This is a genomic window from Planococcus maitriensis, from assembly GCF_003289925.1.
Classification (GTDB): Bacteria; Bacillota; Bacilli; order Bacillales_A; family Planococcaceae; genus Planococcus; species Planococcus maitriensis.
Map to the genome: position 1 here is coordinate 308,737 of NZ_QLZQ01000001.1, position 13,969 is coordinate 322,705.

Here is a 13,969-nt window from a genome sequence, read left to right on the forward strand (position 1 = left end):
CCACTAGGAAGATTATCGTTATGCGGTTAGAGGATCCGAGGAAAATCGAGTTTCTTTGCTGTTTGCCCCAATAAGGCAGTAAATTCTGATAAAATGGCAAGATAATCAATTTTCTATCCGCCGAGGCTGAAACAAGATGCATCGAATTTCAGCTTTGCAGCGATTGAAGAAATAGTTAGGGAGATGAAGGATGAAAACCATAAATGTATTAGTCACTGGAATCGGAGGGCCTACTGCACAAGGCGTGCTCCGAGGGTTTTTGGAAAAAGACAATGTGCATGTAATCGGGGTAGATAGAAGGGCTGTTACGTCGGGAAATCAATTTTGCGATAAGACCTACACAATTTCCAGGTTTAGCGATTTGCAGGCTTATAAAGCTGAAATAAAGGAGCTGGTGGAAAAAGAATCAATTGATGTGATTTTCCCGGCGTTGCATGAGGAAATTGAGGTTTTTCAGGAATTCAGGCATGAATTGGATGTGGCAGTAGCACTTCCTGAAAGTGACCATTTTGATGTGCTTGCAGACAAAGAGAAAATCTACGGGTTTTTGCAGGAACAAGGCCTGTCCCGGTACATACCGACATATGTCGGATTCAGCAATACAGAAGAATTGAAGCCGATCGCGGAAAAAGAGTTTCCAGATGAGGAATACATTGTCGTAAAACAAATCAATGGTTACGGTGCGTTAGGGTTCGCCATGTTGACGAACCGTGAGAATTATTTGCGGGCTTTGAAAGAAGGCAAGAGCAAAATTGTCAATATCGATGATTACGCTGATATCCCATCGGCCGACAGGCGCATCGTGATGGAGTACCTGGGTGGAACGGAATACAGCGTGGATGTCTTTATGCACCAAGGAGAAGTGGTAACAGCAGTCCCTCGTGAGCGGACGGGCGTATCGAACGGCATTGTCCTCGATGGCAAAGTGGTACATAACGAAGAGTTGATCGAAGCAGCGGCGGAGATCTCAAAGGTACTTGTGACGGATGGATTCATCAATCTTCAATTCTTTTCCACAGCCAGTGGGTATCGATTAACGGACGTCAATGCCCGTTTCTGCGGCAGCCAAGTGATGAGCCTGGGGGCTGGCGTCAATTTCCCTTATTTATTCATCCAATACAAGCTGCTCGGGGAGCGTGAAGAAGTATCGCCGAGATGGAATACACGGATGATCCGTTTCCGCGATCATTTCTATGTATACGAAGATTAAAGGAGCAGCCATGGCACATAAGAAAAAAATTTTGACTAGCCTTTATATACATTTCCCGCTTGGCCTTTGGCAAGACAGGGAGGCGGTGGAATGAAAAAAGCCGTCATTCTCATCATGATACTGACCATTTTTTCGAAGTTCATCGGCTTTTTCAGGGATATCACCTTAGCTTATTTTTACGGAGCTTCAGGCGTCAGTGACGCGTATTTAATCGCATTGACGATCCCGACGGTCATTTTCGGTTTTGTGGCCACCGGCATATCCACCGGCTATATCCCCATGTACAGCCGGATAGAAGCCGATCATGGCGAAAAGGACAGCAAGGCGTATACAAATAATCTATTGAATATTCTCTGGGCATTATGCACGGCAACGGTCATTCTGGGGCTAATCTTTACCCAGCCGCTCGTCAAAATATTCGCTAGCGGTTTTGAAGGGGAGATCTTGGAACTGGCGGTCAGCTTTACGCGCATCACTATCGTCGGGATCTATTTCACGATGACGATCCGGATTTTGAGCAGTTATTTGAATATGAAAAAATATTACGTCGTCCCTACATTGATCGGCCTGCCGCTGAACATCGTCATGATCATCTCGATCATCATCAGTTCGAAGTTCGATCTCGTAATTGTCCTTGCAATCGGCAACCTGGCGGCAATTATGATCCAATTCGCCATCTTGATGTATTTTGCGTACAAAAAAGGATTCAAGTACCAATTCATTTTCAAGCCGAAAGACAAGCATATAAAAAGCATGGTCATCTTGGCAATTCCGGTCATCATCGGTTCGTCGGTCAACCAGATCAATAAACTGGTCGACCGGACATTGGCTTCGCAAATTTCCATCGGCGGCATCTCGGCCTTGAATTACGCAAACACCTTGAATTTGTTTGTGCAAGGGGTTTTCGTCGTCTCCATTTCCACAGTCATGTACCCGCTCATCTCGAAGATGGCTTCAAAAGGCAATATGGAGGGGTTGAAGCGTTCCGTTTCCCAGGCAATCAATGGCATCAGCTTGCTTGTCGTCCCGGCGACGGTCGGTTCGCTGTTATTCGCAGAACCGATTGTTGCATTGCTCTTCGGGAGAGGGGCATTTGATGACTCGGCAATCGCCTTGACCTCCAGCGCGTTTTTCTTCTACTCGATCGGCATGGTTGCCTACGGTTTGCGCGAAGTGTTGTCGAGGGCGTTCTATTCGCTTCAGGACACGCGGACGCCGATGGTCAATGCAGCTATTGCGATGGTGTTGAATATTATCCTGAACTTTATACTGGCCAGGTATATGGGGATTGGCGGTTTGGCGCTGGCGACAAGCATTGCGGCGATATTCGGGACCATCCTGTTGTTTTTGAGTCTGCGAAAGAAAATCGGCGCTTTCGACATGAGGCAGATGTCAATGTCTTTTCTGAAGATCACTATCGCATCAATAGCGATGGGTGCAGCGGCTAAGATCTTATACAATGGCTTACTGCCGTTGTTGGGTTCGCCAATTTCCTTGGTGTTGTCTATTGCAGCGGCAATCGTCTTGTATTTTGTTTTCGTCTACATATTAAAGATTGAAGATGCGCAAGAGATGACGCACGCAATTAAAAAGAAATTGTCAAGACGTCCGAAATGAGGGTTTGGTGTAGGATTACAAACAGAAAGTTGGAAGACAAGGAAAGCCCTTGTCTTCTAGCTTTTTTTCTTGTCCTGAAAAATGAAAACGGCTACACTTTAACAGGTGGAATAATTAAACAATTTTTATTTTTTAAAATGGAGGGATAGCATAATTTCGACAACTTGGAATTGGATGTGGGAAAAGCACCATCAAGCAAAAGACATGCTGCGCTTTTTCGCCAAGCCCGGCTCAACAAACCAGCCGGACGACCGCGACCGCGCAGAGGATGCTGGTACATACGATGAACGTTTCAAGAAGAAAAGCTATAACACGCCGCAGCTGATCGGGCTGATCCTCGGACCTTTATTGTTCATCTTGACGATGCTGTTCGTGAATCCGGAAGGCTTGGCGCCTGAAGCGAAAGCGATCCTGGCCAGTACCATCTGGATTGCGACATGGTGGATCACTGAAGCGATCCCGATTCCAGCCACTTCGTTATTGCCGATCGTCTTATTTCCTTTAACAGGGGGTTTGGACGTGGGAGAGACCACTTCCCCTTACGGCAACGACACGATTTTCCTGTTCATGGGCGGCTTCATGATCGCCTTGACGATGGAGAAATGGAATCTGCATAAACGCATTGCCTTGACCATCATTTCATTGATCGGCACGAACACCGAGCGGATCATCCTCGGGTTCATGGTGGCGACCGGGTTCTTGTCGATGTGGATTTCCAACACTGCGACTGCCATGATGATGGTGCCGATCGGGCTGGCGATCATTTACCAGGTGTCGGAAGCGCTGAAGCATGACGACTCGATCGACACGTCCCAGGAAAACTTCGGGTTCGGCAAAGCGCTCATGCTGGGGATTGCCTATTCCGCATCACTCGGCGGAATCGCGACATTGATCGGGACACCGCCGAATACTTTGCTTGCCGGTGCGGTCAATGAAATCTACGGCATTGAAATCACTTTCGCCGAATGGATGCTGTTCGGCGTGCCGCTTGCCTGGATCTTCATCTTTGTGGCCTGGTTTTACTTGATCAAAATCGCGTTTCCGTTGAAATTGAAAGAATTGCCTGGGGGCAGCGCCGTCATTAAAGAGCAAAAGATGGAACTCGGAAAAGCTTCCTACGAGGAAAAAATCGTTTTCGCGATCTTCCTCTTGGCAGCATTTTCATGGATCACCCGCTCGTTCCTCTTGGTGGAATTTTTGCCTGGCTTGAACGATGCGATGGTCGGGTTGATCGCCGCCTTGATCTTGTTCGCCGTCCCTTCGAAAAACCGCAGAGGCGATCATTTGCTGGACTGGGCGACAGCCGTTAAATTGCCGTGGGGCATCCTGTTGCTCTTTGGGGGCGGTTTGGCGATCGCCGCCGGCTTCACCCAATCGGGCCTTTCCGAATGGATCGGCGGCCAGTTGATCGGCCTTCAGGGAATCAATGTCTTGATCATCGTTCTTGTCGTTGCGGCATTTGTGCTGTTCCTGACAGAAATCACGTCCAATACCGCCACGGCGTCGATGATGTTCCCGATCATGGCCTCCTTGGCGGTCGCACTCGGCATCCATCCGTATGCACTGATGGTGACGGCCGCTGTCAAGGCCTCCTGTGCCTTCATGCTGCCGGTGGCGACACCGCCAAATGCCGTCGTCTTCGGTTCGGGTTATTTGAAAATCATCGATATGGCCCGTGCCGGGTTCATCCTCAACGTCTTCGGGATCGTCTTTGTCGGCCTGGCCGTCTACTACTTCCTGCCGCTCGTCTGGGGCATCGATTTATTGAGCACGCCTGCAAGATTCCTGGAATGAACATAGAAGAGCCGCCTCATGCAATCGAGGCGGCTCTTTTTCTGTACCAGGTAACGGCCAACACGTAAAGCGTGGGCATCAAGGCGCAAAGGAGGATCAGCACATTCCAGCCGAAGCGGGTCCAGACGGGGCTGAGCAGCGAACTTCCGGCGGCGACGCCGATATAATAAGACACGAGATACAAGCTTGATGCGCTGCCTTTATGATGCGTGGCCTGCTGGCCCACTGAAGCGGCAGTCAGTGAATGGGCCGTGAAAAACCCGAGGCAAGTCACGCACAGGCCGGTTGCCACCATCCACAGTTCAGGGCCGAGCGTCATCAACACGCCGGCCGAAAAAATGAACACGCCGATGATGCGCACGCGCCTCAAGCCGAATGCTTCAGCGGCGCGCCCGGCCATAGGGGAGCCGATGACCCCGATGCCGTAGGCGAAGAACAGATAGGAAATCGCCTGCAGCGACATGGAGAAAGGCGGCGCTTCGAGATGAAACGGCAAATAGGTCCAGACGCCGGTGAAAGCGATCTGAAGAATCGCCCCAAGGCCGAACACAACGAGCAGTGCCGGGTTTTTCAAATGGAACAGGAAGCCTTCGATATCTTTTGAGAAGCTCAGTTCGCTCGGTTCGAAATGATAAGAAGGCGGCAATAGGAAAAGGACGGCGATAAACAGGGCGATGCCTGTTGCGCCGAATGCCAGAAACGTGAACTGCCAGGAGAACGCATCGGTCAAAAACCCGGTCAGGACGCGGCCAAGCATGCCGCCGAGTGCGTTGCTCGATATGTATAAAGCGGTAGCATAGGCAATGTTTTTCCGGTCGATCTCTTCGCTGATATAGGCGAGCGCCGCAGCTGGAACCCCGGCAAGCGCAAAGCCCTGGATCAAGCGCAGCGCAAGAAATACCGTGAACGATTCGACGAATGGCAGGATGAAAAATGGGATGGCGGAGCCGAGCAGCGACCAGATGATATAGGAACGGCGCCCATTGCGGTCAGAGAAAAAACCGAGAATGACCAATCCGGCGATCAGCCCGATGATGGTCAGGGAGAGGGATAGGCTGGAAGTCGAGACCGATACCCCGAACTCCGAGACGAATACCGGCAGCAAAGGCTGAACGGCATACATATTGGCAAAAATAAATAGCGAAGCCAACAGCAGGCTCGCAATGATTTTCCAGAATTCGCGGTCCCGTACCGTGTATTTGCGCTGTTCCATGGGAGACAATCACTTCCGTTTCGTAGTAGCTTCTATCGTCCATTCTATCACTCATTGACCAGTGATTGTGAACGCAAAAAGGTGCAGAAAAACCCGCACGGAAAATGCGGGCTGGGCGTTAAAGCTTATTGAAATACGCGAGGATTTGTTTACGGCTGGGTTCCTGCAGGCGATAGCGCAATTCCTTGTTTTGGGTATTCACGAGATGATAGGCCGGGTTTTCGACAACCGTAAACTTCCAATGCGGTTTCACGTTCTTTTTCTTCAATTGCAGTTCTGGAGGCATCATCTTGCCAGTGAAACTTTCAAGTTTAGCCATCAGGAACGTATCCATGTAGCGGACGATGACAAACCCTTGGTGTTTCTCCGGGTCATATTTCGAGAGATTGTATTCACTTACATCAAAACCTTTTTCATAACGTTGTACAGACGGAGAAAGGACGAAAAATTCCTCGTTGTAAAACACATTCGAGTTGCCGAATTGCTTGAGGCCCAATTCCTCAACCAAAAGATCCTTATTGACCAAATTCATTTCGCGCGCAGTAGCCATGCAATTCCTCCTCATTTCCTTATAGTCTCTCCATTATAACATTCTTTTGGCGTGTACGCTGAAAGCGCGCCCTTAAAGGGGTGGGCAGCGGATTGCTAGAGAAGTTAGAAAAATCTGTTATATTGGAAGTAAGCTAATCCACTTGAGAGAAGGGGAGGATTTCAGTGTGCGGAAGATTTGCGTTATATGCAGATTACGGAGCTTTGCTCGAGCGCTTTGGCATAGAAGAAGCCACGCTCGCCCAGGCGTCCTACGAAGAGAATTACAATGTGGCGCCTTCCCGGCAGATCGTTGCGGTCATCAATGATGGCGAGCGCAACCGGCTTGGGACATTGCGCTGGGGGCTCATCCCGCCATGGGCGAAAGATGAGAAAATCGGCTACAAGATGATCAACGCCCGGGCTGAAACGGCTGCAGAAAAACCCAGTTTCCGCCATGCTTTCAAGAAAAAGCGCTGCCTAATCCCGGCGAATGCGTTTTACGAATGGAAAAAAGGCCAGGACGGCAAGACGCCGATGCTCATCCATATGGCGGACGGTGAGTTGTTTGCATTTGCTGGACTATGGGAGTCATGGAAGTCGCCGGAAGGGGAAATGGTCCATAGCTGCACGATTCTGACGACGCAGCCGAACGCATTGATGGCGGAGATCCATGACCGCATGCCGGTGATTTTGGCCAAGGAAGCGGAGAAGGACTGGTTGGACCCGAATATCCAGGACCCCGAAATCTTGCAAAAACTCATCAAGCCTTACGAAACGGCAGGGTTGGAAGCGTATGAAGTATCCAGCGCAGTCAATTCGCCGAAGAACAATGGGCAGGAATTGATTCGGGAAATCGGATGACCACACTTTCATGCAAAGGGGAGGGGCATGGTGAAAAGCGGATTGATCTTGGAAGGCGGCGGCATGCGGGGGGTCTATACGGCTGGCGTGCTGCAGAAGTTCATGGAAGAGGACATATTTTCGGATTATGTGATCGGGGTATCGGCTGGCGCTTGCAATGCCGTGTCTTACCTTTCCCGGCAAAGCGGCAGGAACCGGACGGTGATGATCGATTACGTCACGCATCCAGATTATATTTCAATGAAAAACTTGCTGAAGAAACGCGAACTATTCGGCATGAACCTGATTTTCGACGATATACCGAACCGGCTGGTGCCGTTTGATTATGGGGGGTTCGGCGCTGCTGCGGAAGAATTCGTCGTCGGGACGACAGATTGCATGACTGGGGAAGCGGTCTATTACCGCAAGCCGCTGCCTCCCGAAGAACTGCTCACGGTCGTGCGGGCATCGAGTTCACTGCCGTTCATGTCACGCCCTGTGGAATTCGGCGGCCGCCTCCTCATGGACGGCAGCCTGGCCGACCCGCTGCCGATCAAACAAGCCTTGTCGGATGGTGTGACCAGGCCGATCATCGTGATGACACGTGAAAAGAGCTACCGGAAGCGCAAGACGCCCCTTATGCGCCTCGCCCCGGCATTCGCCCGGCAATATCCGGGCCTTGCAAAGGCGCTCGAGGAGCGGCAGCGCATTTATAACGAATCGCTTGGGCAGATAGAAGCGCTCGAAGCGCAAGGTGCTGCCATTGTCGTACGCCCCCGTAACTTGCACAAGCTGCGCGGCATCGAGCGGGACCAGGAGCGGCTTGCGGCTTTGTATGTGCAAGGGTACCGGGATGCAGAACTGGTCGTGCCGCGCGCTAGAAAATTTATCGGAGCACAAAATGCCTTGAGTTCAGAGAGGAGTTCGTGATGATTACCGAAATAGACCAGACAGATGAGAAAATTGCACGCGATGTCCAATCAATCCAGCGTCCGGCGTACCGGATTGAAGCAGAGCTGATGGGATTTCATGATATCCCCCATATATCCGAGACGATCGACGAAATCCAGCAGAGCGAAGAGACGTTCCTCGGCTATCAGGATGGGTATTTAAAAGGTTTCATTTCCTTTAAGGAAGAAGATGGTGTCGTCGACATTTACCGGCTCGTTGTGGATCCGCTCCAGTTCCGCCAAGGGATCGCCCGGAGTTTGGTGGACCACTTGCTCCAGCAAAAGAAAGCAAAGGAATTCGTTGTCAGTACGGGCACAGCGAATGTACCTGCCCGTAAACTGTACGAATCATTTGGCTTCCGGGAAGAAGAAACTTTCGAAGTTGCGCCAGGTGTAACATGTACCCAATTCCGCCTGGCAGTTTGAGAATTTGCCGCCACAGTCCCCTTAAGGGCTGCAGGCGGCTTTTGCGGTTTTGGGGCTGCAGGCACATTTATTTATTTTTAATTCGAGATAATATAAAATGAAGGAAGTGGATATGTCCCTGTCCGCACAGAAAGGAGTGCGATTCAGATGATTAAGATCTTGCCGCGCATTAACGAATTGGCTCAAAAAGAGCGCAGCTGCGGATTGAGCTATGAGGAAATCCGGGAGCAGCAAGTGCTCCGCCGCGAATATCTTCAGGAAATCCGTGGACAAGTTGAGTCGACAGTAACGAATATGACAGTTATCGACCCGCTTGGTGCAGATGTCACACCGGGTAAAGTCAAAAACTTGAAATAAAACGAACAAACCCAAACGATTTCAGAGAGGAAGAAAAATAGATGAACGATTATTTAGTGAAAGCATTGGCCTATGATGGCCAAATCCGCGCCTTTGCCGCGCGCACGACCGAAACGGTGAATGAGGCGCAACGCCGCCATTACACATGGCCGACCGCCTCCGCGGCACTTGGCCGTTCAATGACAGCAAGTGTCATGCTTGGTGCGATGCTGAAAGGCGAAGAAAAATTGACGATCAAGATCAATGGGGGCGGCCCGCTCGGCACGATTCTCGTGGATGCCAACGCAAAAGGCGAAGTGCGGGGATATGTTTCCAATCCCCAGACCCATTTTGACTTGAACGAGCAGGGCAAGCTCGATGTCCGCCGGGCAGTCGGGACAGAAGGGACGCTGACTGTCTCCAAGGATATCGGTTTACAGCATCCGTATGTCGGCCAAGTGCCGATCGTCTCGGGCGAACTCGGGGATGATTTTACCCACTATATCGTGACTTCTGAACAGACGCCTTCCTCAGTCGGCGTCGGGGTTATCGTCAATCCGGACAATACCATCCTGGCTTCAGGCGGCTTCATGATCCAATTGATGCCGGGAACCGACGAACATGTGGTCAGCCAGCTCGAGCAGCGGCTTACCGAGATCCCGACCATTTCGAATATGGTCCGGGCGGGCTTGACGCCTGAAGATATCCTGGAGGAAGTCCTCGGCAAGGGCAATGTAAAAGCGCTTGATACGATGCCGGTGAATTTCCAATGCCAATGCTCGCGTGAGCGCATCCATAACGCGATCCGGGGCCTTGGGCAAGAGGAAATCGAAGACATGATCGTGACAGACGGACAGGCGGAGGCACAATGCCATTTCTGCAACGAAACGTATCTGTTCACGAAAGACCAATTGCAAGACATGTTGTCTTGATTGAATGCAAAGCCTGTGGAAAATTCCGCAGGCTTTTTGATTTGGAAGCTCAAGGCGGATATGATATGATGTTATTATCTCGAATTAAAGATATTATAAATAGGAGGTTTTTACATGATGAAACATATTTACAACCCGCCTGCGGATGCATCCAAGCCGACATTCCTGCTGCTGCACGGGACCGGCGGAACAGAGACGGACTTGCTGCCGGCAGCAGGGCATATCGATCCGGAAGCAGGCGTGCTGAGCGTTCGCGGGAATGTGTCGGAAAACGGCATGCCACGTTTTTTCAAACGCTTGTCTGAAGGCGTGTTCGATATGGAAGATTTGCGCGAACGGACAGAAGAATTGCATCAGTTTATCGGCCAGGCAGCCGATGAATACGGCTTTGACCGCAATAATGTCATTGCGCTCGGCTATTCGAATGGCGCAAACATTGCCGCGAACCTGTTGTTCTCGTACGAAGATTCATTGAAATCAGCGATTTTGCACCACCCGATGGTACCGGACCGCAATAAGGAATTGCCGAATTTGGATGGCACCCGCGTCTTTATCGCCGCGGGGACGAACGACCCGATTTGCCCGAAAGAAGAATCGGAAGATCTGGAAAAGCTGCTGAGTGGAGCAGGCGCAGAAGTGAGCCTGCATTGGGAAAATAACGGGCACCAGCTGACGATGGACGAATTGGTTGCAGCTAAAGCTTGGTACGAAAAAGGGTAAATAAAACTCCTCCGGCTCTGGGGGAGTTTTTTTTTGAGCCTGATTTCGTTCCGCATGCTTTGACAACCACGACATGCTTCGGTCATGATTAATGAAAACGAACTGGAGGAGGGATGGCGGTGCAAAACAATCCGCGCATCACCGAGCAACTTGAAGCTTGGGTGAAAGAAAACAAAGGGCATGCCGTTCTCGGCACCACGGCCCAGTACATACCTGCCTTGGGAAAAGTCGACCCGGGCAAACTAGGGATTTGCATGATCGATGAAGATGGCCATTATTATTGTGCGGGGGACACCGACGCCGAGTTCACCCTGCAGAGCATATCCAAAGCACTGACGTTTGTTGCGCTCAGTTGCCATTACGGTTTGGAGTTCGTATTGGAACGGGTGGACGTGGAGCCGACAGGTGAAGCATTCAACTCCATCGTGCCATTCGAGATCCATCGGCCGAATAAGCCATTCAACCCGTTCATCAATGCGGGAGCCATTACGATCTCGTCCTTGTTGCCGGGACAGAATGCGCAAAAGAAGTTCGAGTACTTAAAGGGCTTTCTCGAAGAATTGCTCAGCCACCCGATCGAAATCGACAAGGAAGTCTATGATTCGGAATGGGCTACTTCCCACCGCAACCGTGCGCTGGCTTATTATTTGAAAGAAGCGAACTTCCTGGAACTCGAAGTGGAAGAAGCGCTCGACATCTATATCAGCCAATGCGCCATCAAAGTGTCAGTGAAAGACCTGGCGCTTCTCGGTTTGATCCTTGCCTATGACGGCTACAACCCGATCACTAAAGTGAAGCATTTTTCCGAAGAAATCGCACAGGTGACGAAAGTATTGATGGTCACTTGCGGCATGTATAATTCATCCGGGAATTTCGCTGCGCATGTCGGCATTCCGGCGAAAAGCGGCGTTTCAGGCGGCATCATGGCGGCCGTTCCACCCAAGCTCCATTCGCAAACCTATGAATTCCGCGCAGGAGCGGGGATCGGCGTTTATGGCCCGGCGATTGATGTTCAAGGGAACAGCGCAGCCGGCACAATGATGCTCCGGCAAATTTCAAAAGAGTGGGATTTAAGCATTTTTTGATAAAAATACCAAAACCGTGCAGGGCCTTGCAGTGAATCTATTTCACTGCAAGGCCTTTTATCATGGTTTTTTTCGATTTTTCTATTTATTCGTTTCCGGTTATGGATAGGGGGTACAGAAAGACTAAGGGATACATAAAAAGATGAGGAGTGGAAAAATGGCACAAGATCCGAAAAAAGTCGATGAAAACAGCAAGAACGAGCAATTGGAGCAGTACCGTTCAGATGACAGCGGCAAGGATTTGACGACGAATCAAGGGTTGAAACTATCGGAGGATGAATTTTCCTTAAAAGCGGGTGAACGCGGGCCGACGTTGATGGAGGACTTTCATTTCCGGGAAAAAATGACCCATTTCGACCATGAGCGCATTCCAGAGCGCGTGGTCCATGCGCGCGGATTCGCGGCACACGGTGAATTCGAAGCTTATGAGTCGCTCGAGCATTTGACGAAAGCGAAGTTTTTGTCGAAAAAAAGCAAGAAAACGCCGGTCTTCGTCCGTTTTTCAACCGTAGCGGGATCACGCGGTTCAGCAGAGACGGTGCGGGACGCGCGCGGCTTTGCGACGAAGTTCTACACGGAGGAAGGCAATTACGATTTAGTCGGCAATAACATCCCGGTCTTCTTTATCCAGGATGCGATCAAGTTCCCGGACTTGGTCCATGCATTCAAGCCCGAGCCGCATAATGAAATTCCGCAGGCTGCGACAGCCCATGATACGTTCTGGGATTTTGTCGCGAACAACCAGGAAGCAGCCCATATGGTCATGTGGACGATGTCTGACCGCGCCATTCCGAGGAGCTTCCGGACAATGGATGGATTCGGCGTCCATGCATTCCGTTTCATCAATGCCGAAGGAAAATCCCATTTCGTGAAATTCACGTGGAAATCCACGCTCGGTGTCCATTCGCTCGTATGGGATGAAGCCCAGAAGATCAACGGGAAAAACCCCGACTTCCACCGGGCTGACCTGCATGAAGCCATCGAAAGCGGCGATTATCCGGAATATGAATTGGGCGTCCAGATCGTTCCGGAAGAGGATGAGCATAAGTTCGATTTCGATTTGCTCGATGCGACAAAAATGTGGCCGCAGGAAGAGATTCCGATCCAGATCATCGGCAAGATGACCTTGAACCGCAATGTCGATAACGTCTTTGCGGAAACCGAGCAAGTCGCATTCCATCCAGGCCATGTGGTCCCAGGAATCGATTTCTCGAACGACCCGCTTCTTCAAGGGCGGCTGTTCTCCTATACGGATACACAATTGATCCGCCTGGGCGGGCCGAATTTCCATGAATTGCCGATCAACCGAGGCGTTTGCCCGTTCCACAATAACCAGCGCGATGGCTATGGCCGCCAAACCATCAATAAAGGGAAAGTATCCTATCAGAAGAGTTCCTTCACCAATAACACGCCGGCGCCTGTCAGCGAAGCGGAAGGCGGGTATGCCCATTACCAGGAAAAAGTGGAAGGCCGCAAAGTGCGCAAGCGCAGTGAAAGCTTTAAAGACCACTTCTCGCAAGCCACGATGTTCTGGAACAGCATGAGCGATGCGGAAAAACAACATATCATCGAAGCGTTCAGCTTCGAGCTCGGCAAATGCGACAGCATCGATATCCGCCAACAGATCGTGGACATGTATGCGAACGTCAATCTCAAGCTGGCACAGGAAATTGCTGCCAACATCGGCGTCAAAGCCCCTGAGACAGGAAATACCGATACGAGCAAAAAATCACCTGCGTTAAGCCAGGAAAATACGGTTAAGTCAGCCAAGACGCGCAAGGTTGGCGTCATCGTAGCCCCTGACTTCAACGGCAAGGAAGTCATGGAAGTATTGGAGCAGCTTGAATCCAAAGGCCTTCAATATGAAATCATCAGCGAGAAGCAAGGGAAGCTGGATGCAGGAAACGGCAAACAACTGAAAATCGACCATACCTTCACGACAGCGGACCCGGTATTGTTCGACGCCATCTATGCAGTAGGCGGCCCCGATGTCAGCAAGAAGTTCGCCCGGAACACCGCTTATTATGTAACGGAAGCGTTCGGGCACTTCAAGCCGATCGGTGCAACACATGAAGGCAAGAAATGGCTGGATGCCAATGGCTACACCGGCGAACCGGGAGTCGTCACGGATGATTCCATGAAAGGATTCGCAGATAGCTTTATCGAGGCAATCACAGCGCACCGCCACTGGACTCGGGAAGTTTGATAAAATATGGTGGAAAAGTAGTATTTTGGCACATTTCGAACCGGATATGTTTAATAACATAACTGAGGGGTATTTTCAAGACTAGAAAGCAAAAAAACTTCTCAAAAAA

The 13,969-nt window shown here is 50.6% G+C and carries 13 protein-coding genes; 11 read left to right on the plus strand and 2 right to left on the minus strand.

What is annotated here, in order from left to right:
• Positions 1 to 190: 190 nt before the first annotated feature.
• The 3 genes from DP119_RS01545 to DP119_RS01555 all read left to right on the plus strand — a co-directional run bounded on the left by DP119_RS01545 (position 191) and on the right by DP119_RS01555 (position 4,621).
• Entirely contained in the window at positions 191 to 1,210 is a 1,020-nt protein-coding gene (locus DP119_RS01545) for an ATP-grasp domain-containing protein (RefSeq protein ID WP_112230227.1), read from the plus strand.
• A 90-nt stretch (positions 1,211 to 1,300) separates the two neighbouring features.
• Complete coding sequence (gene murJ, locus DP119_RS01550; RefSeq protein WP_112230228.1) at positions 1,301 to 2,827, plus strand: murein biosynthesis integral membrane protein MurJ; 1,527 nt, start codon at positions 1,301 to 1,303, stop codon at positions 2,825 to 2,827.
• A gap of 150 nt (positions 2,828 to 2,977) precedes the next feature.
• Positions 2,978 to 4,621: an SLC13 family permease gene (locus tag DP119_RS01555; RefSeq protein ID WP_112230230.1), complete on the plus strand. Its 1,644-nt coding sequence runs from the start codon at positions 2,978 to 2,980 to the stop codon at positions 4,619 to 4,621.
• Positions 4,622 to 4,637: 16 nt separating this feature from the next.
• On the opposite strand, the gene DP119_RS01560 is transcribed toward DP119_RS01555, so the two are convergent.
• Both DP119_RS01560 and DP119_RS01565 read right to left on the minus strand, forming a co-directional pair.
• Positions 4,638 to 5,834, minus strand: coding sequence for an MFS transporter (locus DP119_RS01560; RefSeq protein ID WP_112230232.1), 1,197 nt, complete (start codon positions 5,832 to 5,834; stop codon positions 4,638 to 4,640).
• A 118-nt stretch (positions 5,835 to 5,952) separates the two neighbouring features.
• A complete protein-coding gene (locus DP119_RS01565; RefSeq protein ID WP_112230234.1) occupies positions 5,953 to 6,384 on the minus strand; it encodes a hypothetical protein in 432 nt (143 codons plus the stop codon).
• A gap of 164 nt (positions 6,385 to 6,548) precedes the next feature.
• On the opposite strand from DP119_RS01565, the gene DP119_RS01570 reads away from it, so the two are divergent.
• The 8 genes from DP119_RS01570 to DP119_RS01605 all read left to right on the plus strand — a co-directional run bounded on the left by DP119_RS01570 (position 6,549) and on the right by DP119_RS01605 (position 13,860).
• Positions 6,549 to 7,226, plus strand: coding sequence for an SOS response-associated peptidase (locus DP119_RS01570; RefSeq protein WP_112230236.1), 678 nt, complete (start codon positions 6,549 to 6,551; stop codon positions 7,224 to 7,226).
• 27 nt (positions 7,227 to 7,253) lie between these two features.
• Positions 7,254 to 8,135: a patatin-like phospholipase family protein gene (locus tag DP119_RS01575; RefSeq protein WP_167399170.1), complete on the plus strand. Its 882-nt coding sequence runs from the start codon at positions 7,254 to 7,256 to the stop codon at positions 8,133 to 8,135.
• Positions 8,135 to 8,581 carry a GNAT family N-acetyltransferase gene (locus DP119_RS01580; RefSeq protein ID WP_112230238.1) on the plus strand — a complete coding sequence of 149 codons (447 nt, stop codon included), beginning with the start codon at positions 8,135 to 8,137 and terminating at the stop codon, positions 8,579 to 8,581. Before DP119_RS01575 ends, DP119_RS01580 begins: the two co-directional genes overlap by 1 nt.
• Before the next feature lie 147 nt (positions 8,582 to 8,728).
• Entirely contained in the window at positions 8,729 to 8,938 is a 210-nt protein-coding gene (locus DP119_RS01585; RefSeq protein ID WP_112230240.1) for a DUF896 domain-containing protein, read from the plus strand.
• A gap of 41 nt (positions 8,939 to 8,979) precedes the next feature.
• Complete coding sequence (gene hslO / locus DP119_RS01590) at positions 8,980 to 9,849, plus strand: Hsp33 family molecular chaperone HslO (RefSeq protein ID WP_112230242.1); 870 nt, start codon at positions 8,980 to 8,982, stop codon at positions 9,847 to 9,849.
• A 117-nt stretch (positions 9,850 to 9,966) separates the two neighbouring features.
• On the plus strand, positions 9,967 to 10,569 hold the full coding sequence (locus tag DP119_RS01595; RefSeq protein WP_101192207.1) for an alpha/beta hydrolase: 603 nt from the start codon (positions 9,967 to 9,969) through the stop codon (positions 10,567 to 10,569).
• A gap of 113 nt (positions 10,570 to 10,682) precedes the next feature.
• The gene (locus DP119_RS01600; protein WP_146747848.1) at positions 10,683 to 11,654 is read left to right on the plus strand and encodes a glutaminase; all 972 of its coding nucleotides are present in this window, start codon (positions 10,683 to 10,685) and stop codon (positions 11,652 to 11,654) included.
• A 157-nt stretch (positions 11,655 to 11,811) separates the two neighbouring features.
• The gene (locus DP119_RS01605; RefSeq protein ID WP_112230246.1) at positions 11,812 to 13,860 is read left to right on the plus strand and encodes a catalase; all 2,049 of its coding nucleotides are present in this window, start codon (positions 11,812 to 11,814) and stop codon (positions 13,858 to 13,860) included.
• Positions 13,861 to 13,969 lie beyond the last annotated feature (109 nt).